The 25161-nt window shown below is 56.9% G+C and carries 16 protein-coding genes; 5 read left to right on the top strand and 11 right to left on the bottom strand.

The genetic code is table 11. The annotated features are described in order from the left end of the window. Nucleotides 1-6: 6 nt before the first annotated feature. The 4 genes from D3M70_RS07265 to D3M70_RS07250 all read right to left on the bottom strand — a co-directional run bounded on the left by D3M70_RS07265 (nucleotide 7) and on the right by D3M70_RS07250 (nucleotide 5621). Nucleotides 7-2169: an EH signature domain-containing protein gene (locus D3M70_RS07265; RefSeq protein ID WP_120125145.1), complete on the bottom strand. Its 2163-nt coding sequence runs from the start codon at nucleotides 2167-2169 to the stop codon at nucleotides 7-9. Further along, nucleotides 2166-2909, bottom strand: a complete 744-nt coding sequence (locus tag D3M70_RS07260; RefSeq protein WP_120125144.1) for an OmpA family protein — start codon at nucleotides 2907-2909, stop codon at nucleotides 2166-2168. Before D3M70_RS07260 ends, D3M70_RS07265 begins: the two co-directional genes overlap by 4 nt. Then, nucleotides 2909-5257, bottom strand: coding sequence for an anti-phage ZorAB system protein ZorA (zorA, locus tag D3M70_RS07255; RefSeq protein ID WP_120125279.1), 2349 nt, complete (start codon nucleotides 5255-5257; stop codon nucleotides 2909-2911). The genes D3M70_RS07260 and zorA overlap by 1 nt, the downstream gene beginning before the upstream one ends. Before the next feature lie 106 nt (nucleotides 5258-5363). Continuing rightward, the gene (locus tag D3M70_RS07250) at nucleotides 5364-5621 is read right to left on the bottom strand and encodes a hypothetical protein (protein ID WP_120125143.1); all 258 of its coding nucleotides are present in this window, start codon (nucleotides 5619-5621) and stop codon (nucleotides 5364-5366) included. A 1267-nt stretch (nucleotides 5622-6888) separates the two neighbouring features. On the opposite strand from D3M70_RS07250, the gene D3M70_RS07230 reads away from it, so the two are divergent. The 4 genes from D3M70_RS07230 to D3M70_RS32780 are packed head-to-tail and all read left to right on the top strand — an operon-like array spanning nucleotide 6889 to nucleotide 9892. Then, complete coding sequence (locus tag D3M70_RS07230; protein WP_120125140.1) at nucleotides 6889-8289, top strand: YfjI family protein; 1401 nt, start codon at nucleotides 6889-6891, stop codon at nucleotides 8287-8289. Then, nucleotides 8273-8632, top strand: a complete 360-nt coding sequence (locus tag D3M70_RS07225) for a hypothetical protein (RefSeq protein WP_120125139.1) — start codon at nucleotides 8273-8275, stop codon at nucleotides 8630-8632. Before D3M70_RS07230 ends, D3M70_RS07225 begins: the two co-directional genes overlap by 17 nt. Continuing rightward, nucleotides 8610-9590 carry an integrase domain-containing protein gene (locus D3M70_RS07220; protein ID WP_120125278.1) on the top strand — a complete coding sequence of 327 codons (981 nt, stop codon included), beginning with the start codon at nucleotides 8610-8612 and terminating at the stop codon, nucleotides 9588-9590. Before D3M70_RS07225 ends, D3M70_RS07220 begins: the two co-directional genes overlap by 23 nt. Further along, the gene (locus tag D3M70_RS32780) at nucleotides 9587-9892 is read left to right on the top strand and encodes a hypothetical protein (RefSeq protein WP_120125138.1); all 306 of its coding nucleotides are present in this window, start codon (nucleotides 9587-9589) and stop codon (nucleotides 9890-9892) included. Before D3M70_RS07220 ends, D3M70_RS32780 begins: the two co-directional genes overlap by 4 nt. 126 nt (nucleotides 9893-10018) lie before the next feature. Here the strand turns inward: D3M70_RS32780 and D3M70_RS07210 are convergent, their stop codons facing one another. The 7 genes from D3M70_RS07210 to D3M70_RS07185 form a co-directional block, all read right to left on the bottom strand. Next, nucleotides 10019-10321 (bottom strand): hypothetical protein, encoded by a 303-nt coding sequence (locus D3M70_RS07210; RefSeq protein WP_120125137.1) that lies wholly within the window; start codon nucleotides 10319-10321, stop codon nucleotides 10019-10021. 59 nt (nucleotides 10322-10380) lie between these two features. Further along, nucleotides 10381-10833, bottom strand: coding sequence for a hypothetical protein (locus tag D3M70_RS31680; protein ID WP_133306445.1), 453 nt, complete (start codon nucleotides 10831-10833; stop codon nucleotides 10381-10383). Nucleotides 10834-11469: 636 nt separating this feature from the next. Beyond that, entirely contained in the window at nucleotides 11470-14358 is a 2889-nt protein-coding gene (locus D3M70_RS07205; protein WP_120125136.1) for an ATP-binding protein, read from the bottom strand. Between the two features lie 12 nt (nucleotides 14359-14370). Next, nucleotides 14371-17211, bottom strand: coding sequence for a DUF1156 domain-containing protein (locus tag D3M70_RS07200; protein ID WP_120125135.1), 2841 nt, complete (start codon nucleotides 17209-17211; stop codon nucleotides 14371-14373). Beyond that, entirely contained in the window at nucleotides 17208-20729 is a 3522-nt protein-coding gene (locus tag D3M70_RS07195) for a helicase-related protein (protein ID WP_120125134.1), read from the bottom strand. The genes D3M70_RS07200 and D3M70_RS07195 overlap by 4 nt, the downstream gene beginning before the upstream one ends. Before the next feature lie 95 nt (nucleotides 20730-20824). Next, complete coding sequence (locus D3M70_RS07190; protein WP_120125133.1) at nucleotides 20825-21544, bottom strand: hypothetical protein; 720 nt, start codon at nucleotides 21542-21544, stop codon at nucleotides 20825-20827. A 1351-nt stretch (nucleotides 21545-22895) separates the two neighbouring features. Then, nucleotides 22896-24062, bottom strand: coding sequence for an MFS transporter (locus D3M70_RS07185; protein ID WP_120125132.1), 1167 nt, complete (start codon nucleotides 24060-24062; stop codon nucleotides 22896-22898). 94 nt (nucleotides 24063-24156) lie between these two features. Between D3M70_RS07185 and D3M70_RS07180 the strand changes: the two genes are divergently transcribed. Continuing rightward, nucleotides 24157-25050, top strand: coding sequence for a LysR family transcriptional regulator (locus tag D3M70_RS07180; RefSeq protein ID WP_120125131.1), 894 nt, complete (start codon nucleotides 24157-24159; stop codon nucleotides 25048-25050). The last annotated feature ends 111 nt before the right edge of the window (nucleotides 25051-25161 follow it).

The raw sequence follows: 25161 nt of genomic DNA, 5'->3' as shown, positions 1-25161 counted from the left end.
ATCATCTCACTTCCCCGCCGGCTGGCGATCCAATGCCAAAGAAACTTCTTTTTTTACCGACCAGCAGAACCCGCTGCCTTGCTCGCACGCACTCTTTAAGGGCCCATTGAGCACCCGATTAATTTCACGTGCATCGACCCCCAGCACATTTGCCGCGTGTCGAACCTTGTCCCCCGGGTTCTCTTTGAAATACCAGAGCACCTGTAACTCAAATACTCCAAATCGCCCTAAGTCAATGGCTACAGGTGACCGATCTACTTTCGCCGCTACCGATGCTAAAGCGGTTTTACGCAGCAATGCATTGCCCTTGTCGGACAATGACCATTGGAAGGCACCATTTTGCTGTACGTACGTTGAAAGGCTTCCGCGGAGGCTGTCCTGAATCTCATAAAAGAGCGCCTCATCTCCCTTTAAGGCCCGGCGGATATCTCCCATCAAACTTCCTGGATGATCGGCCAGATAAGTCAAAATGGACAACTGATTATCGGTCAGCTCCTTGTCGACAGTACCAGGCACCCCCGAAGCGTGAGCGTCTTCCGTCATTACACGTGACATAACCACACGCTGCTCCACCACAGACGCAATCGTTGATGGCTTGGTGACTTGGGCTAAATCAGGCGTTGTGCCTTGTTGCGCCAGGGGCTCAACTCGCGCTTTCTTCCAACCCACAACCGGCATGCCGTACTTGCTCAGATATGCCTTGTACTCAGATCGGCTCAGCAGTTTCTCGATATCCACTGAAATACCGTTCTCCGCCAGGAAGTCGAATACCTTGCGTTGCCAGGAGCCATTGTGGGTTACCGCCTCGTAGGGAAGAGTCGGGTAGGCAGCCTTGTACTGCCCCGGCAACGACGTGGTCAAATCGTAATGCGAAAACTGATTGCGTTCGTAAGACTTGATCCAGGGCCCAGGCTGGCCGAGATACACCCAGATCTTAAAGCTGTGTGACCCCTCGACGAGATGGAAATCGCCGCAGTCCAGATAGATCACAGCCTTGTCGTTCATGATTGAGTCCATGCTCGCGAAGCTGGTTTTTACCTCGCCCCCGAGAATACGCTTTACGGAATGCTTGGCGCTGCGACCGAGCATCAGTCTCGTGTGCCGGATCAATCCGAGCCTGAACAGACCCTCCAAAAACAATTTGCGCGCCGGGAACATTCGCTTGAGATCTTCCTTTCCCGATTCCAAGCCATACTGTTCGACCGCCTGCAGGAACAACCGCAAGTCCTCTTTGGACAGCCAGCCACAGACCTTGGCAATGCGCTCCTCGCCTAATGGCTTCCACCATTCACGGAAGTTCTGCGCTGAACTGGCAATTCGCGGGTCACCGGCCAGAGTGAGGAAGAAGTTCTGCCAAGCGTCACCGGGATCGTCCCCCGCTCGGTCGATCATTATCTCCAGGGCGGCATGACCTATTCGCTTGTCGCCCTCATAAGGAGCCTTGCTCACCGAAGGTTTGAGCAACTCATCAAGCACGTCATCCCATTCTCCAGGGTGCAGCTGGCGCAGTACTTCGAGATAGTAGTGCGCGCGACAAATATCGCCATAACGCCCTACATCGAAGCCACTTAGACCAAGGGTTTCAAAGGTCTGGCCCAGCTCCTCCCCCTTACTGCGGACTGACTTCACCAAAATCAGTGGGCCGTCAAGCGTCAGTAGCCACTCACCTTCCCGTCTAAGAGTTACGAGTGAATCACTACCGAATGCCTGGCGTGGCGCAGGCATACGCTTTAGCTGGTCCAACAAATGAAGTTCCAATCGACCACGTAAGCTACTTTCTGCCTGTTTTTCGCGTTCGTCCAAATGATCGAAATGGCGGAAGTACAGCTGGATCAGCTGGATTAACGTCAGTCGGCTAAGTCGAGGCTTCTGGTGCTCAATCAGCACATCGAGCATTCGCGCATTGAACAGTCGGAAACCTACAACTTCGTCGTGCAACCAGAGCCAAGTCAGCGCCCTCGCGCCAAGTCGACGCGTCAGCAACTCTTTAAGTCCGTCGAAACGCCCGCTGCCAGCCATGTCGCGAAATCGAGCGAGCATTCGTTCGAACGCACTACTCCCCCCCACCTTGGCCTTCATCCGATTGGCCTTTTCCACTAGCCGTACCCAACCCTCAATGACTGTAGGCGGCCATTCACCGGGACGGTTGTCGATCGGCGGCAGCTTCACTGGCCAGAATTCCCAAGCAAGGTCTTGACCGCCTCATAATCAGCACTCTGCGGCCGACGGATAGTGAAACGGATGTCAATGCGGCGGTTAAGCCGATAATCCTCTTCACCTCTTTGCTGCTTGCTCACGGGTCGAGTCTCTGCATAACCGCTAACTGAAAACAGTGGTTCGCCATCCTGGTTACTCAGCCGGTTCAGGCGCTCAGCCTCAGGTATCTCAGTGCTCCAGAATTGCCAGAGCGAGATTGCGCGAAACGTCGAAAGCCCCCAGTTACCTTTCCCCATGAAGCCAGGAAACGGACGATTGTCCGTATGGCCTTCGATAAAAATGGTGTCGAGATAGTTGATGCGGTCATCCTGGCTAACCACCTGATTGATGACCTCACCAATCTCCAGCGCCGTTTGTTGATAACGCGGCTGGATCTCGTAAGCGCCAGTATCGAAGCCAAGTAATTCGTTGGGAATACGCAGCACCGTATGGTTTTCACTAACCTCTACCTTTATGCCCCGCTGTCGCAGCTTCTCGACTGCTTCATCGAGAATCTGTTGCCGAACCGTTTCTGCCTTTTTCAGTTGCTCGACCTGCTGATCGAAGTCCGCGCTTTTCTCCATCAACTGAAGAATCAGAACAACCGAAGCGAGGATAAATAGCACTAGAAGGGCCGACATGATATCTACGAAGGACTTCCAGTACGGATCTTCATCCTCCATTGGAACGTCATTAGATTTACGCCAGCGCATCAGCGGGCCTCCAGCTCATCGACCACGTCGTTAATCACCTTCACTACGGCATGCATCTGGTTGGCAAAGCTCATGGTCTCTTTGTTCCACTGGTCCATGCGCTCATGCACCTGATCACGCACCTCGCTGGAGTAATTGCGCAACCATTGTTCTGCTTGCTGCTCGATGCCTTGTACCTGGCTACGCAGCACCTCCCCTAGGGCCGTGAACTCGCCACGCACACCCGTGAGAAATTCCTGCTGATGACTTCCCATCTCACCAAATCCGTTTCGCGCCTCGGTGGCGGCCTGTTCGAAGCGCTGTGCACTTTCCAGCAGGGCGCCTTGAAGTTGTGCCAACGCAGCGGCCTGGCTCTGTAAGTGGCCAGCCAGCTGAGCGCTCTGCTCACCCGCAGACTCGATACGATGCGTCACGCTCTCCAAGCGCTGGCCGAGCAATTCAGCCGCTTGGCGAACATTGGTCGAAAGCAGGCCGAGCTGGTTGGCACTACTATCCATATGCCGACTGCTGGCAGCGGCAGCTTCACTGGCTTGCTGTAGGCGGCCCATCAGTTGCAGATGTTGTTCGGTCATCTGCCTGCTCTGCTGCTGAGTCGCCTGAACGGCCGTGGCTATACCCTCAAGAAGCGCCTGTTGTTGCAGCGCCATGTTTTCCAACTGCTCGGTAAAACGCTGCTGACGCGATTGTTCGCGATGTTCCGCTTGCTGCCCATGGCCTGTCATCTGCTCACTGAAGTTACCCAGCAACTTACCGACTGTGACTTCCAATGCCTGCTGCTGAGCAGAAGCGGCCTCAGCTATAGCGTTGATTTGCTGCTGGCTGGTTTGCCCTAGGCTACCAATCAATTGCTGCTGTTGGGCCAGTGAAGCGGCCTGTTGATGCTCGTGTCGCTGGGCACGCTCTTGCTCACGTGTTTCTGCGGCGCCCATCTGCGAATCCAGCTGGGAGTTCATTGTCATCATCAATCGCGAGAACACTGTCTCCAGGCTCCTGTGTTGCTCATTGCCGGCCTCGGTCATGACCTTCATCTGCTCACGGCTGGCGCTGGCGGACTTCTCAAACAACGCGGACTGGCTCGCACTGGCCTCGGCCAGAGTGCGCTCGAACAGCAATTGGCGCTCCTCATCCCGTCTTTCGACGGAGCTGAGTTGTATGTCCAGTTGCCCCGTCAACCCGCTCATCAGCTCATTGAAACGCGTCTCCAATTGCTGCTGGCGTTGATCAGCTGAATTGGATAGTTGCTTCAGCTGGACCTGAAACTCTCCGCTTTGCTGACGGACGACTTCTTGTTGGCGTCCCTGCTGGTCGCTCAAACTCTGGAACAGCTGGTTGAGTTGCTGCGTCATGCTACCCACGGCGGTGTTCACATCCGCAGCAGCCTGCTGCATCAGATTGCCCTGCTCACGTCCAGCCGAGGTCAGACCTTGTGTGAAGTTGCTTACCATCTGTTCAAGCACTTGGGTGGATTGCTGGCTGGTAGTGCTGACGAGGGTTTGAATGGCAGGTGCCATGATGTTGTTCAACGCATCGGTGAGTGCCGTCTGCATCGCCTCACTCATACCTACAAGGCTTTCCTGCAGGCGATCACCGATACGTTCGTGCAACTCCTGAAGGGCTTCCTTGCTTTCGCGACTGTAATCCGCGATATGCACCAGCGACTGCTCGGCAGGAATCAGTGGATATAGCGCGTCGATCTGGTGCTGAAGATCATGTATCCGACCTAACGCCCAGCGCTCGGTAATCTTCTCGATCAAGTTCAGCACTAGGCTAAACCCAACGCCCCATACCGATGCCATGAAAGCAACAGCTGCGCCCTGGATCATCACGGAGATTCCTGCCCGTAACTGATCTACTCCTCCGCTGCTGTCTAACTTCAGCTTAGACAGACCGATGGTCAGGCCCACGAACGTGGCCAGCACGCCCAAACCGACCAATAAACCAGGCAGCGAACCGAAAAACCTACTTCCGCTCAGGCCCGGAGCCAGAGTGCGTGCATTGAAGAAATGCTCAGCATCGAGAGTGTTGAACAACTGTTTTTGATCACTAGAGCTAACCAGGCTGTCGTCAAACTCGTGCCACAGTGCACCGATTCGCTTGACCTTGAGCCCAAGCGCTTTCTGCAAGGTCTCTCGACGATTCAGGGCCAAGTTTTCACGACTCTGTCCAGCGACAAGGGTGTTCAGCGCACGCATGCGCGCCCTAAAGCTCAGCCCGCTGCGAATCAAAGAGATGACTGAATAGGTGAAAAGTGCAGCCATGATCAACCAGAACACGACACCTAGGGCCTCGGTACTGCCGCTCTTCAGCAAGGAAAAGTTGGGCAACAGGTGATTCAAGAATTCCATGATATCGGTCCGGAGGATCAGCGTAAGCAGTGAGTAAGCAGCCTTTTCAACCAACACATTGGTCAGAGGCTCACGCTTCTGACGATGTTTGGTTGAGGCGGGCGCTGGGTTAGTTGCAGAGCGGCGTTAGTTGATCAGCCTTGGCTGACAATAAGGTGTTATTCAGCAAGTGGTAACGAAATGTTGAATCGCTCAACGTCGCCGCCCTCAAAAGATTCAGGGGCGACTTACCGCGCACGACGATACCGCCCTTGATCAAGCCGATTTTCTCACCCACCGGCTTGCGCAGGCCCCATCCCCTATTGGCGATGGCCGGTGAGATAAATTTGCTGCCGATGTCTCGTACCGAGAGCGACTTCATGTCCATGCTGAATTCCTAGGGGTCACGAATGCGCCACCCCATATTAGCGTTCAGGGGGCGGCAAGAAGCTGAAAAACGGCTGGAAACGCGCCATCGTACAGGGGGTTATTCGGGCCGCTCGTGTGTGACTGCGATCACAATAACCACCAGTTTTTTGTGCGTAAAGGTCGATGAGCGTTGAAATGGAACTATTTGAGCAGAAGGCTGTCTCCAGCGAATCGAACCAACTCGTGAATTGCCATTCCCCAGTCATCTTGCCCCTGATGGTGGCTTCTAGCTTCACAACCCAGTACATGCCGCTCGTTAGGTCTGCGACAACGGCGACAACGGCGACAAACCGCGTGGCGTCTACACCCCTGCCGTTGGAGCTGATGGCGACAGTCGCCAACTCCCCTTGCTCTTAGCCTCTTCGGCTAAGCCCCTGAACATGGGGAGGCTTCGCATCCCCATGTTCAGGGGCTAACACTATAAAAGCGACAAACGGCAACTTTGCTACTGACTGCCACCGATCTCCAAGGCAGGCCAGACCATGTGCCGGGTACATTTCCAGACGTCCTCCCCCGATTGACCCATGCCCCTGCAACCGATAGAACGAAGTCTCAAGGCGCTGCCATCGGCAGCACCCAAGATGGCCAGAGCCTTCAAGGTCATGCCGCTATCACGGTGGTTCATCCCTAAGTGCGATTCGCGCCCGGAGGCTCGCACAGTCATTCGCCAGAGTGATGGACGCCTACTTAACGATCCGCCTAGTGCGGCAACCCGCTAACCCTTAAGCCCTGCAGCAACGAACCTGCTCGGCCAACGTTTTGCGCCAACCCTTCGCCCGTCTCTTTCTTCAAAAAAGAGACGGGCGCATCTCACACTGCTGCAGCCCTGCTCGCACGGGCCTTTGCAGCTCTCCCCCTCGTGACAATCGGCGTGACAAACACCGAATCCTCACTCGCAACAGCGATGCCGATGATGGTGCCGCAGTCCAAGGAATGGACTGCCCCTGACTGACAGTCAGGCATGCCCCGGTCATCACCTCGCAGCCCTTACCCGACTCAGGATCTCGCGGCACCGGACTCGTCAACCAGTGCAGCCTCCACCCGCCCACCGTTATCGGTGCTCAGGAGGCCAGATCATGAGATGCCCAAGCTCCCGGTCGTAAGGAGCCGTCAGTCCCGCGTGAGTGGACAACCCTCACAGGCCGCAGGGGCCTTGATCCCTGATAACACTCAACAACCGTGGCGGGATGAGTGAGGACGAAGTCGATTATCCCAGGAGAATACCGATGCAACTATGCGAAGCGTTCGAGCCACCACAACCCTTGCTGGAATACCAGCAGGCACCATTGCCCTACCCGGTCGAAGCACTCGGGAAACTGTTGGGCCCTGCGGTCGAGCGACTGGCCGAGGTGATCGGCGTGCCCTGCGCCATGGCCGCGCAATCGGTGCTGGCCAGCGCTGCTCTGGTGAGCCAGGGTCATGCCAATGTCCAACTCGACGGCCGAACCTATCCGCTGTCCCTCTACCTACTGACGGTGGCGTCCTCGGGTGATCGCAAAAGCGCGGTGGACCATCTGGCACTGAAGGCCGCGCGTGACTGGGAACGACAGCAGTGGACCCTATATGCGGAAAAGCTCAAAGCCTATCGCGCCGCTACCAGCATCATGGCCAAACCCAAAACCTCAAAGAAACACGCGGAGGCGGAAGACGGTGAGCTATCCGAGCCGGTACCGCCAAGACTGATCATTGCCGAACCCACCATTGAGGCTCTGGTCAAAAGCCTGTGCCATGGTTTGCCCAGCATGGGCTTGTTCAATGATGAAGGTGGCCAGTTCTTGGGCAGCAGCACCATGAGCAAAGAGAACCTGCTTAAGGCGATCACCACCTTGTCGACACTGTGGGATGGCAGCCCGATTGATCGGGCGCGTTCCATGGCCGGAGAAAGCCTGCGAGCCTATGACCGCCGCCTCAGCCTGCACCTGATGCTGCAACCCTACCTGGCCAACCAGCAGTTCAAAGACCCGGTGATCAATGGCCAAGGCATCCTCGGCCGTTGCCTGATCAGTTGGCCCGAGCGCCTGGTCGGCCAGCGGCTCTACAAGGCGATTGACCTGAGCCGGGATGCCAAAGTCCAGCGCTACCAACAACGGATCACCACCCTGCTGCAACAGCCTTGGTCGATTCACCAAGATGGTTCACTCAATCCCGCCACACTGGAGCTGACTGCCCGTGCCCGTCGTGCCTGGATAGATATTCACGACACGATCGAGTGCCAGTCTGGCGAGTTCGGCGAGCTGGCCGGCGTCCAGCCTGTCGCGGGCAAGGCCGCGGCGAATGTACTGCGCATCGCGGGCGTGCTGGCCATGGTTGAAGAGGCCAGTGTGTTGGACGAAGCACACATCCAGCGCGCCTCCACGTTGATGGATTACTACCTGGCCGAGATCCAGCGCCTGACCGAACAGGCGCCGATCAATAGCCGATGCGAAGAGGCGGATCGACTGCTGCGCTGGCTGGTGCAGAAAGGCTGGACTCGCTTCACCATTCGCGACGTCAATCGCAACGGCTCTCGTTTTGCCCGCAAGAGCGCTGACCATACTGCCTCTTTATTGGTCGTGCTGATCACTCATCGCTGGCTGAGCAGCCGCGACGGGAAAACTTTCGAGGTCCGCCATGTTTCGCCTCAATGACGCGGTGCGCCGCCACCGGGCGCAACATCAACCACAGCCAGAATTGCGGTGTGTCGCCGCCTCTGTCGCCACCCTGTCGCCACGCACCAGGCCAGAAACGACGCGGGTTGTCCCCACTGTCGCCGCTGTCGCCACACCACCCTTGGAGCCTGCCCACCTCGCCCGGCTGATCGAGCAATTGCGCGAGGAAGGGGCACTGCTGCAACACCACGAGAACACCCTCCTGATCCGCCCGACGCACTGGCGGCAGCTGGACAGGCTCAGCCCTCACTGGAAAGCCCTACTGCTCTTTCTGCAAACAAACGAACACGGTGATGACGATGGCACTGGTCGGTCGGCGTGAGGGTCGCAACTTTGGCTATGGCCGCCAGCTGAGCTACGCCGGCCCACAAGCGCTCAAGGATTTGTTTGCCGGTGGCCACTTCGCCACGGTCAAAGCGCATAGCGATCGCTGGCAAGCGTTCGTGCGTTGGTGTCGGTCAGAGGACGGCCCCGGTTACAACGATGCGCGCGAGATCGATCGACTGACGCTGCAGGACTATGCGGCTTACCTGCGCCAGCAGATCCAGCAAGGTGAACTCTGCATCGCCACCGCGCAGAACCGCCTGAGCAGCGTCAACCGAACCCTCGCTGCGCTGCGCGGTGATCAGGACGTGAGGATCACCAGCCCGAGTCAGGCGCTGGGACAGAAGCGCTCGAACGTACGCACCTGCGCACCGGATGGCCAAGACCGCCAACAAGTGCAGCGAGTGATTGAGGCGCTTGGCGAACAGCAACACGAGCGGGTGGCGGCAATTGTCCTTTTGGCGCGAGAAACCGGCATGCGCCTGCGCGAAGCGATCCTGGCTGACCTGCCACGCTTGCACCGCGAAGCCAAACACTTAGGCCGCATCAACATCCAGGACGGCACCAAAGGCGGCCGCTCAGGAGCATCAGCACCGCGGTGGGTTGTGGCCAGTGCAGCGGTGAAGGCGGCGCTGCAGTTGGCTCGTCATGCGTCTCCGCCCCGCAGCCGCAACTTGCTGGCCCAAGACGAAAGCTACGCCGCGTTCCTGCAACAGACCGTGCTCCCTGCCCGCGAAACGCTGCATGAACACGGGCTGAAGGGCTTTCATGAACTGCGAGCGGCCTTCGCCTGCGAGCGTTATGAACAGCTCACAGGCCACGCCGCCCCCGTCAATGGTGGCCACTGCTATCGGATTGATCGCGACCTTGATCAACAGGCCCGGCGACAGATCAGTCTTGAACTTGGACACAGCCGGATCGACGTGGCTTCTGCTTACGTTGGTAGCCGGTTATGAGCAGAGAGTTTGACATGTCTTTGTTCTTGAGCGGTGTACTGAGGGGGTCGACTTCGACACAACAACGCCACATAAGACAAGCCAAGATCATGCAACTGGCCATTCAACAGCGGTGGCAACGTGATAACCCATGGACCTGGAAGAATAAGCATGCACGGTGGTTCTTAGCTCATTATCTAAAAAATCACTCGGCAGAGACACGTTACTACTATCAACTGACCGCTCATCTGATCTGGAAACGGATAGGCAACAGCCAGCTCTGCTTCGCCCCCTCAACACCGTGCCGTCATCATCACAGATGATGTTGCTAGAAGTCGGAATGAAGGGCCACCGTAACATTTATACGGGGCCATGAAATTCACACCATTTTTTTGTAGAAACTGAAGCGCTCTTACGTCGCCAAAGCTCCCCTTGATGGACTGGGAAGCCTAGAGCCAGTGCTCTGGGATGGCTATTGCATGATTTTTAGCCACAGATTGGAGCGTTGCGATGATTACTGCGTGGCGTGCCCTGTCCACCTCTTGCCAATGCGCACGCCGATCCAGAAGAGTTTTCAACTCTGCTAAATTGTACATATTGAGCCGATGGAAATTCCCCCAGTTCGGAGTGCCAAATAGATTGTAGATCACCACGGTACCATCACGCTCACTCGCAAGTCGTTTGTCGCCCGTCAGTTTTTCCACAGCCTCTTCAGCATCGTCTCTATCATCGTAGGTGTTGATAAGTTTCATGTGGCCCCTAAGCAAATGTTTGGACGTATTGTACTCGACAGTACACTGAAGTTAATGTCTCACCGCTTACCATGTCCATAGCTTCCCGGCATACGTGCCCAGGAGTCGAGCATATCAATTCGCTTAGGTGCTCTCTTCTCTTTAGCATTAGCCGCCACTGGGATTGCAATTTTAAATTTATTACTTGCGAATCCATCAAGGCTTGCCTTAAAGCTTAGGAAGGTATTTGAGGGAGACCCGCTTCGTGAAAACACAACGCCAAGTGGGCCAGCTTTGCTTTTAAGTCCGAGGCGTTCGCAGACCCAGGCATTGACGAACAGTTTGAAGTCGCGTGTTTCAAAAACGTTCACTACACCGCCTAAAAGTGTGAAGTCACCATGCCTCTCAGCATGCTCTACACAGTGCCCAAGTGCTTGACTATACGTGTGAGATAGAAGCAGTTTCTTTTCGTCGATGAAAGGTCGTAGAGCGTGCTTGTGCAGCGACGCGATTAGTTTATATGAGTCCTTCACTTTGCCTCCTCAGTATTACTTTGCGCCCGTAATTTTCTAATACCTAGATTATGTAGACCATTCTCGAGGCGTGGTTGGTACCGTCTAAGGATCCTCAGCGCCCCTCCACACGTGAGAAAAGCAAGGCACAGGGTGCCATCAATTTTTCTGAGCATTTTGGATAATGGTGGGCAGCTTTGGAAAACCTGCTTGGAACGTAGCTCCACGTGGCCATAGCTACGTGGCCACGGGTACAACCGAACGCCTCCCTGGATATCCCGTTCGACACAAGGTCTGGCCCAAGAACTGATCAGTCGGCCCATTTAGACATTCCACAATGAAGTACCTACATGGTTACTCGGAAAGCCTAGCGCCTTGAGGCAGGCGTCATCCAAATTGAAAGCCGCCAATGCCCAAGACTGAGCTGAACAAGCAAAGTGGGGGGACGCCCCACGACGGGGGTGCGGGCCAGCGACGCTAGTCTGGTGGCCACCACGCCGAGGGCTTCCATCTATGACATTTCTGCGCCAGCGTAGCAGCACAAACTTTTCCGAGTGTCAGACTCCCACTGAAATGTATTTACGAACGTTTTCACGCCTTCGCTGTGCGGTCGCTGACCGTAAGCAAGTTTCCCCTCAGCTTCATCCTAAAGCTCAGTCATTCTTCAAACGCTTGGTTTTTGAATTTAAGCAGGTTGCAGTTTTCACGCACAGCCCGCTGCGTACTGTCATCGAATCCTGCAGACGATTCGGCCTCAATCTCGACTGAGATTCTGACATTGACCCCCAGTTTTTGTGTGAACAGCATCAGTACCTCGTCGGCCAGGTCTGAGAACTGCAACTTCGCTTTGACCGGATCGAGTTCCACGGTGCCGAAGAACATCCGTTTTTTGGCGACCGGTCCTGGCGCTGGCCTAGGAGCCGGAGAGCCACCGCTGGCGGGCGAAGGAGAAGGCGAAGCTCCAGTGTCGTCATCCGCAGCATTACCTGTAGCATTATTTCCTGACCCAGCATCTGACGTGTCGCGTCCGTGCGTAACCGGCACGGCAGCGGCCTCCCGCTCCGCCGCCTCGGCCGCAAGCTTGGCCGAAAAATCGGAGGCTGCCTTGGGCTCGATCAGCAACAATGTGTCATCGAAAATCACTGAGGTGTTCTCGGCGAATTGGAAGCCCTGATAGCGGCCTTCCTCATTGCCATAAGCGACACCGAAGAAGTCACGCGAACTTATACCGACGCCAATCGCCATGCGTAGAGTGTCCGCGTCGAGGAGCCGAGGCAGATAGAGGTAATGACATGTTTTGTGCCAAGTCTCGACCGCGCCGAAGGCGGGAGCATCTTCTTTCCAAAACCACGCGCGCATCAGATTCGACAAATGGATGGGTGACCACTCAGTGATCAGCAGTTCGTGCTCCTTGAGAATCTTCTCGATCTCGTCGGCGCGATTCGCTACTGCAGGGTTAACTTGGAAATGTTCCCATTGGAGCTCACCTATGCCCTTACCAGGCTTAGCTTCCTGCATGGGGGCCAACAGCCATTTGTAGGTCTCGCGCACCATGCGCGCCAGGCCTTCGTTGGCCTGTTCGAGGCTGCTCGACGCTTGCTTGGCTTGGTGCTGATCGAGATTTAGGCGGCCCTCCTTCACGTCAGCCACAATGGACTGCCAAGCGAGCGCTGAGCACACATGGTCCTTGAGGCGGCTGACGTTGTCGGCGTCAGGCGCCAAGAAGATTAGTCGATTTTGCTTCTGCCGGGCCAGATCGCCGCGTTGCTTCAGGATCGCCAGCGCAGCATCGGTCGCGGGGCCTTGCGCGGATCGCCCGAATGTGGCTTCCGGATGTAGGACCACGATCCGCAACGCCCAATCATCAGGAACACTCGCGCTCTCAGTGAAGACGTGGACGCCGCCGAAGGATCCAGGCGCGAAGCGCAGTTTCTCGCGTATGCAAGGGTAGACATCCTCACGTAGGTTGAACCGGCGCTTGCGGTCTTCCATTTCGCGACGAAGGTTTGGCCGGGTATCGAACCAGTATCTGTTACTCGCGCTGTTAAAGTATTGAAGTCGGTCAACCAGGGAGCGGACGCCATCCTTGTAGTGGCCTAGCACCTGACCTGGCTGCGCGCAGCCAAGTATGAGGTTTTCAAGCTCAATGCCCCGATGATGCTTCGATCCGCCAACGGCCCCGGCGTCTGGAGCGGACCCCAGGAATACGGTTCTCGCGATTCGGCGGCATGCCAAGATGGACCCGAACAGCGGCTTCGAGTTGTCGAGCTCGGTCGTGATCGCCCGCTCGCCATCAATATCTCGCTCGAGGACGGGGTCCCATCCCTGTGGTAGGTAGTAGATCGCCTCGTTGCGGGTGTCCGAGTCATACAGCGGCAGACTTCCAGGCTGGATCATGAGATCGTTGTTGCCGTCGGTCCAAAGGCGATGGATCACCTTTGCCATAAATTTCAAAATACCGCGGGTGCGCTGGAAATTGTCAAGCGAGGACCAATCCTCGTAGAGCCTATCGAACACCTCCGGATGGATCGGATACGCATGTTTCATGCGCTCAAAATAGTGGCTGTCTTGTGTGTCTGGAGGGAAATCTCCAGCGTTAGCAGAGTAGAAGTCCGCATATGCCCGACACACCTCCTCTGCGCCTATCTGATCAGAGATGTTCGCGAACAAACGCCGGCGTACGATCTCGAATGCTTCTTCGGTCGCCACAGGCTTCCATAGCGCCTGAACACGTCCAAAGTAATGCTCCAAGGCGCGCAAGGCTTTTATCCCTTGCTGGCTGCCCGCCTCGCGATCAGAGAACGGCAGCGATGCCAGGAGAATCGCCGTCGGTACTGCCTTCAATGCCTCGGTGAGTGACTGGATAAACGAAATTTGTGTGTCGTAAGTGCCGCCAGAGAGGGTCTTACCCTCCTCAAACTGGGAAACGAAGCGGACCAGCTCATCCATTAAGATGATGCACGGCGCGCGCGCGGCCAACATCTGAGCCAGTGCGCCCTTACCAGGCGCAGTGCCATTTTCATCGGCCTCCTGCACCATGGCGTAACTCTCCGCGCCTCCAAGTTGCCAAGCGAGCTCGCCCCAGATCGTCTTAACGGCGACCTCGCCGTGCTTGCGCGGCTTGCTAGCCAAGTCGAGCAAATCGACGCCATCTAACACTGCGACGTTCGCCCTGGGCAGCTCTTGGATACCGGCCGCGTCAAGGATTGGCGAGATGCCTTGGAGCTGACTTGCTGGAAGTGTGCCCTTAGCCAAGTGATACACCGCGAGCAGGGTGTGGGTCTTACCGCCGCCAAACGCGGTCTGAAGCTGGACGACCGGATCGCCACCTTTGCCAGCGAGGCGCTTGACCACCGAGTCTAGCAACAGGCGCATACCCTCAGTAATGAACGTACGCTGAAAGAACAGCGCAGCGTCCTGGTATTCCTCGGATGCCGAGCCTTGATGGACGCGCGAAATATCGGCCGCGAATTCGGCCTGTTGAAACGTGCCTTTGAGGACGTCCTCATGAGGAATGGCTATCTCGCGCCATGGTTTAAGGCTCATTCTTTTGCTCCCTTAGATTTCAATATTGCCTTGCGAGCCATACTGGCCCTTCTCATGCGAAGCGACTTCGATGGCTGTCCACGAAGCGATCAACTCGTTATAGGCCCGGGCCTCGTCGGCCCAGCCTTTGCGCTCGCACAGCGTGTAAAGGCGGTAGGCGAGATTCCTAATGTTGTCCGCCCGCGCCGGCATTCCGGCCAGCAATGAACCAGATGCGGCCTCGCCTTGCGTTTGGAGAGCCCTGATCATTTGATGCAAAGCCTCCCAGACCGGAGTGTTGTTGTCGTTCTCTGGCAACCAATCGGCTGGATATTCTGATGGCTTGAGCAGCCGGACCTTTCCCGACCCGGACTCTACGACGCCCGCCGCGCCCAAGCCTTGCACGCTGGTCCCCTTCGCGCGAGCTAGCACGTCCGCTTGACCAAAGTCGCCTTCCGCCCAACCTTGGCCATCGAACCAGGAGAGACAAAACTGGGTGTCCGAGTCAAAGTCATCCACGCCCTCGGTCAGCATCTTATTGATCAAGGTAAGCGCAGTGTGGACGGTCATAAGTTTGCCGTCGGCTTCAAGGACGGCCGAGTATTTCGAGAAAATCGCCATGCCTGGCCCGATCACGGCCTGCGCCAAGTCGACCGGGGCCACTGGCGAAACGCCCTCTGCGCCACCGATCATCACATCGAGCGCCTCGGCCAAATGTTCTTTGAGCTCGCGTTGGAACTCGCGCCGGGAAATAGCCTGCGCATCTGCGTCGCGCTTGCGACAAACCAAGACAATGGATGAAGCTAATGCGTTGGAGCCAATGGCTCGTCCTCTCACGCCTCGCTCGGTTCGGACCGGCCATGTTCCCGTGATGACAAATTCAGCCTTGATGACGGACTCAAGGAAGCTTTCCCACCCTGACGACGCTGTGCCCGTCGCGCCAGTGTCGCTCTGTTTGAAGGCGTAGTAGATGGTCACTGGTACCGACTCGTTGGACTTGTCATGCATTCGCTTCAGCGCCAACGTCATGCCGTCGGTGAAGTGCTTCATCGCATCGTTGATATTCTCGTAGAGGCTATGCGAAGCGACCAACTCGTCGGCCTTCGGCGTTTGCCGTGTCGCAAAAATGTCCGGAAACACTTGGCGCAGGCAAGGCCGCATCCAGATGTAGAAAAAGTCAGACAGGTTCGAGTAGGGCACGTTGTCGTAATAAGGCGGGTCAGTCGACACGACGGTTTGAGTTTCGATTGGCAACGACGCATTAGCCGCGTCGAGCTGCATGGCATGGCCAGTTGCCGTGGCTGGCAATAAATCTATTACCCGGGCTATCCAGCCAAGGGCGCTCGTCCAGGATCCGCCGCCGTCCGTTAACGGATTGATTTCGCCATAGTCCCAAACAATGGGCAGAGCATGTGTAGTGAATGCGCCTTTGACAAATTCGCCGCCAGACTCCCATGAAGACAAAGTGTTCCAGTAATTGGCCACTCTACCCACGCCGCAGGCCAAGTAAACAGATACCGCCTCCGCATATGCGGTCGCGCCAGCGCCGCCTTGCTCGAGCCCCAGATTATCGTCCCGCATGCCCGCTTTAATCGCATCTTTGCGAATCTCCTCTCTGGCCTCAACCACCAGCGAGCAAAACGTCGTTAGCGCGAATTGCTGCCGCAAATTGAAGAGGCTCTGAAAGGTCTTCATGCCGTAGACAACGACATTGGTGCAACCCGACCAATGAAGAATCTCAGCCTCGGGCGCGGTGGGCTCCAGCGCCGAGAAGTCTGGCTCCTCCATTTCGCTAGCCGCGACATAGACCTTGCCTTTCGTCGTCTGCACCACCGCCGCCATCAGGCGCTGCCCCATGCGCCCAGCTAGACCTTCCGTTCGGATGTAGGTGAGCGGAATCGGCGAATCGGTTAAAATGCAAACACCGCCACGGCCTCCGACCGTGCTCTTGATCGTTGGCGTTCCACCCTCCTGCAGAACGAACGAATAACTAAGCTTGTCTTCGGCGACCTGCGGCACCATGTGGATCTCGCGGCCCTCGCGCTTCGCTAACTGGAACGACTTTGCGAGCGGAATATGCATGCCGCCGGCAGCCGGATTGGGGCTGGCTACTGTTCGGCACCATAGCCAGGTCAAGACCGTGCCCGTACCGCCACCCAGCCTGGCAGGTAACTTCACCTGCGCATAGAGCTCACCCAGCCTCTCCGCAGCTTTTTGACCGATCCACGTGCCGTATCGGCGAAGATCTTCAGACAGGCCCCGGGCGCCGGTCCAAAGCTCGGGAATGCGCTGTTGCCGTGCCGCCAGCGACTGCGGTCCAACCGGAGGCATATCTTTAAACTTCGGCGGGATTTCGATCATCGCCTTGTTCAGAACAACAGGAACAGGATTCAAGTCGGTAGCGTAGCTCTCGAAACCGAGGCGCTGCGCCTCCAAAGGTAGAGATCCTCCACCCGCGAACGGGTCGTGAAACACTGGCAGCACTTCGGGATCAAACCCAGGAACGCCAGGATTGAGATCGCACGTCTCCTTCCACGATTTGCGGATCTCCGCGCGCGCGCGGTCAAGGACCTCTCGGTTGTCCGTGTTCTCCCATTTCACCAAATCTCGAATGATATTGAAGAGTCGTTCCCGCTCGACCTTTGCCCTCTCCTTGTTCACACCGCGGCCTAGATGTCGCTCATAGCCAGGGTCATTGACCATCTGGGCGAAGAGGATGGCACGCGCAGACGCCAACGGACGCCTGGCAAACCAGAGGTGGAGCGTCGATGGGTGGCCATGGCGGATTGATTTTTCTTTTGAGGAGGCAGCGTTGATGTCGTCGAGCGGCAATGCCACTTCAATCAACTTTTTGGGTGTTTTTATCAGTGTCATGCAGATTCAGCCTTCGAGAGCAAGGACGCGAGGTCCAAGTTGATGCTTGTCACTGCCCAATCAGGCTCTTGCGTGAATGGGTTGCGAATATAATGAGGACCTTCGTGGCTTTCGCCGTCGATGATTACGATGGCCAAAATGAATTTATCGGATTGGTTGAGCCCGTAGAGAATTTCGTTGCGCGTGACCGTGATTGTCGACTGTCCTTTGGATCGTCCTTTGACCTCGATATGCCTGGCCTGGAGTAGCTTGCCGTCTACGGAGGGAACAATCGCCGTCATGTCCCAGCCGCACTTTTCAGCGGACACGTCGACCACTTGATGCCCCATGGCCTCCTCAGATTTACGGACGGCTTCCATGGCCATGCGCTCAACACGAGCACGGGCTGTGGCATCGGCGGTCCAGGTCTGGCCCTCTACGTCCCCGCGGCGCTGGGCGAGCAGACCCGCCGGGACTACCAGCGCCCCGCCTACCACCACCGGCATCGATGAGACTACATGGCGGGAAGCGCGAAGCTCCTTGGTCCTCGTCTCCAAGCGGGCCGTCAACTCGTCGATGGTTCGGCGGACGTTTTCGAGCGTCAAGCGCACATCCTTACCGGCCGCCAAGTCGTTTTTGAATTTTTCGTGGCGATCTGACCAGTAATCGATCTCCTTGATCAAGCGCTCATGGACGGCGGTCAGGTTTTTGTCGACGTGGATTTCGCGACGCTCACGGATCTCCTCAAAGTGTTCCGGCACGAGCTTTTCGGAAGCATGCGAGAGCGCCCGCTCCTCAAAGTCATTCTTGATCCAGTCGGCGTCAAGCTCGGGGCCGGCGAGCGCGCGTTCCTCCGCGCTGATTGGATTAAGATCCAAGTGCGGCGCCCAGCCCGCGTTTTGAACCACGCCGTATTGGTCCACCGACACGAACTGCAAGCGGCGGGACACTACCAGCGCTCTTTCGTCGCCTTCGCGAACTGAGTGGTCGATGAGAAATAGCAGTTTCAGATCAAGGCTTTCGTCGTTGGGGTCGACAAACGTGGCGCCTTGTTTGAGCTTGCCGCGATGCTGCTCGAGCATCAGATCGACCACCGAATGCATAAGCGGATGCGCGGGATGGACCAGACTGGCCATCGCCTCGTTAGGTCGCTCGAGGAGCCGGACAAACTTTTTCTCGAAACAGACGCGCTCGTATTTAACCAAGACCGGATCCATATTGCGTCGATCACGGCCGCTGATCTGGCGATCACGCTCGCGAATTGCGCTAGGCACGAACGTAATCTCATATCGTCCAGAGCCACGCGGTCGAAGGTCGCCACCTAGACGCTCGAATGCCTGCGAAAAGAACGACCTGATGAAATATGGCTGGAGCTTTCTCGCTTCTGCTTTCTCCATCTCTTCTTTCAACGCGAAAAGGCGACGTTCGTCCATGATTTCCTCAGCGAGCGCGTTGCGGCTGATGATATCGCGGAGGTGGCTCGTGTCGAGCGCCCCCTCTACTCTTTGGCGAAGCCGCGCGCGCACGACTGGGTCGTCACCATAGCGGATGGCGTCGATCAGCAGCTCGCGTAGGCTGACCCCGTCGAACACCTCGCCCAACACATCGAATACTCGACCTCCGAGGGCCTTGCGCTCAATCTCGATCTTCTCGAAAAGCTTTTGGAACACGTCGCCCTCGCGGGTCTCGTTGGCAACTAAGTTCCAAAGGTGGCACACCTCTGTCTGCCCGATGCGGTGGATGCGGCCGAAGCGCTGCTCTAAACGGTTCGGATTCCATGGCAGGTCGTAGTTCACCATCAGATTGGCGTTCTGTAAGTTGACACCTTCGCCTGCAGCGTCGGTGGCAAGCAAAACGCGAGTATCCTTGTCGTTACGGAACAACTCCTGGGCCTTGCGGCGATCCTCGCGCTTGATCCCACCATGGATCATAGTCACCGCCTCGGCGCTGCCTAGCAGCCCGCGTATTTGGACGGCGAGGTAGTTGAGTGTGTCACGGTGCTCGGTAAAGATGATGAGCTTGCGCTGCAAGCCGTCATGGCCAAGCATCTCGGGGGTGTACTGCAAGAGCTCCCGCAAGCTTTCCCACTTCCGGTCCTGGCCAGAGTGGACCAGTGCGCGAGCCTGCTCTTCGAGATGGCCGAGCGTGAAGATCTCCAATTCGAGCTCAGCAATCGTCTGGGCGGCAGTGGCTTGGTCGACGACCTCCTCTTCGAACTGCTCATAATCGTCGGGTCTCATGTCCTCAGCACTGTCCCAGATATCCTCACCGATGCTGATGTTTGGAATGGTCTCGGCCAGCAGCTTGCCGCCGCGCTGCCTGATCCGTTCGTCTTCAACACGGCGCTTCAATTTCTCGCGTCGGCGCTTCAAGGACTGGTAGATGGCCTCTGGGCTCGAAGCTAGGCGGCGTTGCAATGCTGTCAGGGCGAATCCCACCGTGCCTTTTCTACCGCCATCTAGCTTCTCGGCACGGTTCATCTCCTCTTTGACGTAGGCCGTGACACTAGCGTAGAGGGTAGATTCCGCTGGAGAGAGCTGATAGTTGACCGTATAGGCTCGGCGTTCAGGGAATAGCGGCGTGCCGTCGAACTTAAGCAAGTCTTCTTTGACCATGCGACGCATCATGTCATTCACGTCGACCTTGTGCGCTCCATCCCGGAATTTGCCGTAAAACCGGTCCGAGTCCAACAGCGACATGAAAAGCTGAAAGTCCTCTTCTTTGCCGTTATGCGGCGTCGCCGTCATCAGCAGAAAATGGCGTGTAATTCCACCCAAGAGCTTGCCGAGCTTGAAACGCTTGGTCTCATTGACCTTCTCGCCGAACCACGTGGCGGAAAGCTTGTGGGCCTCGTCGACAACAATCAAGTCCCAGCGACTGTTTTCAAGCTTTTCTTGGAGGTCTTCCGCACGGGAGAGCTGGTCAAGCCTGGCCACCATGAGCGGATTGTCCTCGAAGGCATTACCACCACGGCTTTGTTGCTCGAGATCGCGGGAGAACAAGGCGAACTCCAAGCCAAATTTCTCGTAGAGCTCATCTTGCCACTGCTCAACAAGGCTGCCAGGAGACACAATTAAAATACGGGCGGCATCCGCACGCATCAGCAGCTCTCGGATCAAAAGGCCGGCCATGATAGTTTTGCCGGCGCCCGGATCATCGGCCAACACGTATCGTAGGGGCTGCCTTGGCAGCATCGATTCATAGACAGCGGTGATCTGGTGAGGAAGCGGATCAACGTTTGACGTGTGGATGGCCATCATCGGGTCGAATAGATGAGCCAGATTGATCCGGTACGCCTCTGCAGCTAACTTAAAATCGGCGCCGTCCGCATCGAATCCCCAAGGGCGCCCAGCAGTGGCGAGAAAAAGCGTAGGCTCGTCCCTGCGAAACACGACTCGCTCGCCGAGACGCCCGTCGTCGGACTTGTAGATGACGGTCATGGCGTTGTCGCCCAGCGGATCGGCGCTCACGACGCGTACGACCTTGCCCTCCTCGATTCCAGAGATCAGCGCGCCTTTAGCTATGGCTTCGAGCTTCATAAGAATCGTTCCTTTTTTTTGTTCGATCGACCGCCTGGCGCGCCGATGGCCATGGACGAAGCCGACGGCTTCGCTTTCGTTGGAATTGCAAGCCGTCATACAGAAGCGTAATGCTCGACATATGCCGCACGCGCGGCGCTCTCAACGCCGTGATGCATTAAAGCGCATTTGAGCCAAGGGTAATGGGATGCGGGATTAAGACTCTGATCGTGGGTGGCTCTAATCGCCAAGCGTCCAAGAACGCAGTCCGGCAAGGCAGTCCGCGTTTTGATGCTTAGCGAATTGTCCCCCATGGCGGGGCGGGGCACGGCCGTCTTGGGCCTCTGGATTCGCGGGCGGGGTAACAGCACCATATCGACCATACGCGCCCGCTGTTCATCTTTGCCCAAAAGTTCGCGTTCCTCGGTCTGCGCATCCACCGGGCGCGCCTCAGCAATGAGAGTCGAAACGAAATTGCCTAAGCTCTGCCGCTCGCGATCTACACATTGAACATGCCGGCGGAGGCAATTGTCGGCGAGCGCTACCGGAACAATCTCACGGCGCTTGGGTTCGAAGATCGAGTATGGGCAGCAGACTTTGACAGGTCGGATGGCGTATAGCCCCCGAGTGATCGGGGCAAAAATATTCAGGGCAGGCCGGTCGAGTTGACCCGGGGCCTCGCATCGCGCGCGTTGCTTAAGCCTATGAGCATCCCTGTTGGCAAATCGAAATTCGAGTTTGCCGTGCTGTGGCTCGCCCGTGAAAAATGCCCGCCGTTCTAAAAAGGCCAGCTGTTCCCGTTGCGTTTGGGACAACTTAATTTCGGCGGCCTTCAAAGATATTCTCCATGTGTTCGCGCGCGGTAGCAGGCATGGGCCTAAGGTAGAGATAGTACCACATGAACGGTTTTGGTACGGGATCGTACGTTTTTGGGCCCACAGGCGGTATCCCAGTTCGAGGTTTTTTCTACGAGGTTGAAGAGCTGTATCCGAGGCTACCTGCGGCGGACAAAGGTCTGTTAGCAGGGTATCCACTCCAACATTTTCGCCGGTGTACGCCCCCTAGGACAGCCATTGTAACGGCAGCTCCAAAACTGAGTATCTACCAGAGGGGATGAAGATGCGACATAGTAAATAAAGCTTTCCCGACTTTAGGAAAAATGAACAACCTTTGAAAAACGCTAATTGATGGTTTGCCATTATAGAAGTAAACGACGCCACCAAACGCCCTGCAATGTCATCACAACAGTGCTCATTTAATTACGGACGTGGTCAGCCTATTTATACAAATATCGGCTCACTGTATGCAGACAAGCATGAACGGCAAGTGAGCGGAATTTTTAAAGACGGGCGCAACTGTTGGTTGCTAATCTTGAGTTTGCCAAGCCTGACGCTGGACGCATCGTCGTTTCTGTTATCCCATAGTTCATCAGCGCCTCGCCGAGTTGAGTCGCCCTGGAGATTGGCCCCTCTTTGCTTGAACGGCTACGGCCAACCCCTTCCTTAGCTAAAATATGCCTATACGCCGTCCTTCACTCGATCAGGTGTGATACGACAGGGTTGCCATGACGTAAGGCCTCTCCCGGCCCCCGAGTGGAAAACAAGGAACCGGTTAGTTGAAGTCCAATCCATACCTTATCGGACAAAAGGGCCGAGATTTTTCAACTATACGTATTGCCTTGGTATTCCAAATAGTATCCCGCGCAAGATTTTTAACGAAGTAAAACCATATAAATCAGCAAGTTAAGATTTAGATTCAGATTACCCCGGCCCACCACTTCAACATCTAAAGACGTCCACGGACGTCTTTTTTTGTGCCTGCGATCCAGCAAATACGCCGCCTCCAGCGCTTTTGCGGTCCTCTGAGATTTTTTCAGTTTCAGCGATCCGGTAGGCCCCGCGGTATTCCAGCCCCATCCGGTGCTAATTTCTGGAATATAAATCAGTGACTGGACTGGGGTTGGGCCACGGGGTGCGACTCAGTCAGCGGACGAGGTGGTCGTCGAAGTTTAGGCTTCGGATCTAACTGCTGCATGAGCCCTCTGCTCGTTATGTGCAAAGGACTGCAACCGACCCAACATACCCGTCAGCAATGGCGAAAAGTGACCGATTGCCCCTCCTCGCCAACGGCAGCAAGTCTACTACTTGCCGCCACTCATCGATGGTAACGATCCACTCCCCATCTTCGTCACACCACTGCTGCTTCAGTGGTTCTGGAACGCCAAGCGTAAGCCAACACCATCAGCAGCCCCAGAGCAGCCATTGCCGCTCCGGCCAGGGAAATGGCCGGATAGCCCAGACCAGCGTTGATCACTGCTCCGCCCAGCGCTGCGCCAATCGCGTTGCCAAAATTGAAGGCGCCAATGTTCAACGCAGACGCAAGATTGGGCGCGTCCTTCGCTGCTTCCATGACGCGCATCTGTAGCGGCGGCACCAAGGCGAAACTGGCGATACCCCATATCAGGATGGCCAGAGCAGCCGGCACCGGCGATCGCATCAGCACGGTGAACGCCAGCAAGACGAGAATCAGAACGCTTAGCGAGACGATCAAGGTGCGATCTATCGAGCGGTCGGCGGCCTTGCCGCCCCACATATTGCCCAGCGTCAACCCCACGCCAAAAAGCACCAGCATGGCGGTGATGTAGGTGGTGGAACTATGGGTCTCGCTGCTGAGGATCGGTGCGATGTAGGTAAAGACGGTAAACATTGCGCTCGATCCAACTACGGTCAGGGCCAACGCGCCCAGCACCGGACCACGTCCCAATACCCGAATTTCGGCCATGACACCGAGGCTTTGCGGCGTCTTCAAGTTAGGCAAGGCGAACCATAACGCCGCCATGGTCACCACGCCGAGGCCGGTAATTCCCCAGAAAGCGGTGCGCCAACCGAACAGTTCACCAAACCAGGCGGCCAGCGGCACACCGCCGATGGTCGCCAGGGTCAGGCCCATGAACATCGCCGCAACCGCCCCGGCACGTTTCTCCGGGGCGACCACGCTGGCGGCGACGATGGAGCCAACCCCAAAAAATGCACCATGGTTCAGTGAGGTCACCACCCTGGCGACCATGAGGCTGTAGTAATCGGTCGCCAGGGCTGACATCAGATTGCCCAGGGTGAAAATCGCCATAAGCCCGATCAGCAGATAGCGCCGGGGAATCCTGCCAGTGGTCAGGGTCATCAGCGGTGCGCCGAGCAATACGCCAAGCGCATAAGCGCTGACCAGCAAACCGGCGGCGGGAATGGAAACGCCCAGATCCGCGGCGATACCCGGCAACATGCCCATGGGGGCGAATTCTGTTACGCCGATGCCAAAGGCACCGATGGCGAGCGCTACAAGGGGTGGATTGATACGCATGGAAGGCTCCTTATCTATGCCGCTAATGCTACGATCCAGTCTTTTCGGGCGGTAGATAGCATTTTTGGCAATCACCTTTGCGCAGGAGGCACAAGTGGACTTCAACGGCAGGTCAGGGGAGATGAGCGTGTTCGCCACCGTGGCGCAGGAAGGCAGCCTGTCGGCCGCCGCGCGCGCACTGGGCCTGACACCCTCGGCAGTCAGTCGCATCATCGCGCGTACCGAGCAACGCCTTGGCACCCGCCTGTTGTTGCGCACCACCCGAGCGATCACCTTCACCGCCGAGGGCGAAGCGTTTCTGCGCGGCGCCAGGCGTATCCTGGCCGACATGGACGAGGTCGAAGAAGCCATCGCCGACCAGGGCGTACCCAAGGGGCGATTGCGGGTCAGTGCCGCCCTTGGCCATGGGCGGCTGGCCATCGTTCCCTTGGTCGCAGCATTCAGTGCCCGTTACCCGAACATCGTCGTCGACCTCACCCTTGGCGACGAAGTCGCCGACATTCTCGGCGGGCAGGCCGACGTCGCGGTCCGCTTTGGCCATCTGCCCGACAGCCCGCTGACCGCGCGCAGGATCGGCGACACCGGCCAGGTAGTGGTGGCATCGCCCGGGTATCTGCAGCGCCACGGCATCCCCCAGAAACCGGAAGACTTGCTACAGCACAACTGCCTGCGCTTCAACTTCCGGCGTGCCGAACCCAACTGGCCGTTCATCCGCGATGGAAAAGAGTTTTCTTTAAAGGTCAGCGGCAACATCGAATGCAGCAGTGGTGAAGCGCTGGCACAACTCGCGCGAGTAGGTGCCGGCATTGCACGCATCGGTGAGTTCAGCGTGAGCGAGGACCTGCAGCGCGGCGACCTGATTCCGCTGTTGGAAGCCTGGAACCCCGGGGATCAGGAACCGATTCATGCGGTGTTCGTCGGCGGGGCGGCAATGCCGGCGCGGGTGCGATTGTTCGTGGACTTCTTGCTGGAACATCACCGGATGTAAGCGGAGGCGTAAGCTGATACTTCCGGGTACCCGTGATGTTGAAGTGACCAAAACATCTTGGGTGAACTATCAATAGGGTTTGGCACGCAAGTAGCGCTCTATCGGCACAGT

The sequence above is a fragment of the Pseudomonas sp. LS-2 genome, from assembly GCF_003605735.1.
Taxonomy (GTDB): domain Bacteria; phylum Pseudomonadota; class Gammaproteobacteria; order Pseudomonadales; family Pseudomonadaceae; genus Aquipseudomonas.
Note: the sequence above shows the minus strand (reverse complement) of the source record. Positions and strands in the feature narration are given on the sequence as shown.

Bases quoted from the DNA above. Each gene is read 5' to 3' on its own strand.
- D3M70_RS07260 (WP_120125144.1), bottom strand. From the start codon at position 2,909: ATGCGCTGGCGTAAATCTAATGACGTTCCAATGGAGGATGAAGATCCG.
- D3M70_RS07230 (WP_120125140.1), top strand. From the start codon at position 6,889: ATGCAACTATGCGAAGCGTTCGAGCCACCACAACCCTTGCTGGAATAC.
- D3M70_RS07205 (WP_120125136.1), bottom strand. From the start codon at position 14,358: ATGAGCCTTAAACCATGGCGCGAGATAGCCATTCCTCATGAGGACGTC.
- D3M70_RS07220 (WP_120125278.1), top strand. From the start codon at position 8,610: ATGGCACTGGTCGGTCGGCGTGAGGGTCGCAACTTTGGCTATGGCCGC.
- D3M70_RS07200 (WP_120125135.1), bottom strand. From the start codon at position 17,211: ATGACACTGATAAAAACACCCAAAAAGTTGATTGAAGTGGCATTGCCG.
- D3M70_RS32780 (WP_120125138.1), top strand. From the start codon at position 9,587: ATGAGCAGAGAGTTTGACATGTCTTTGTTCTTGAGCGGTGTACTGAGG.
- D3M70_RS07195 (WP_120125134.1), bottom strand. From the start codon at position 20,729: ATGAAGCTCGAAGCCATAGCTAAAGGCGCGCTGATCTCTGGAATCGAG.
- D3M70_RS07210 (WP_120125137.1), bottom strand. From the start codon at position 10,321: ATGAAACTTATCAACACCTACGATGATAGAGACGATGCTGAAGAGGCT.
- D3M70_RS07225 (WP_120125139.1), top strand. From the start codon at position 8,273: ATGTTTCGCCTCAATGACGCGGTGCGCCGCCACCGGGCGCAACATCAA.
- D3M70_RS07250 (WP_120125143.1), bottom strand. From the start codon at position 5,621: ATGGACATGAAGTCGCTCTCGGTACGAGACATCGGCAGCAAATTTATC.
- D3M70_RS07185 (WP_120125132.1), bottom strand. From the start codon at position 24,062: ATGCGTATCAATCCACCCCTTGTAGCGCTCGCCATCGGTGCCTTTGGC.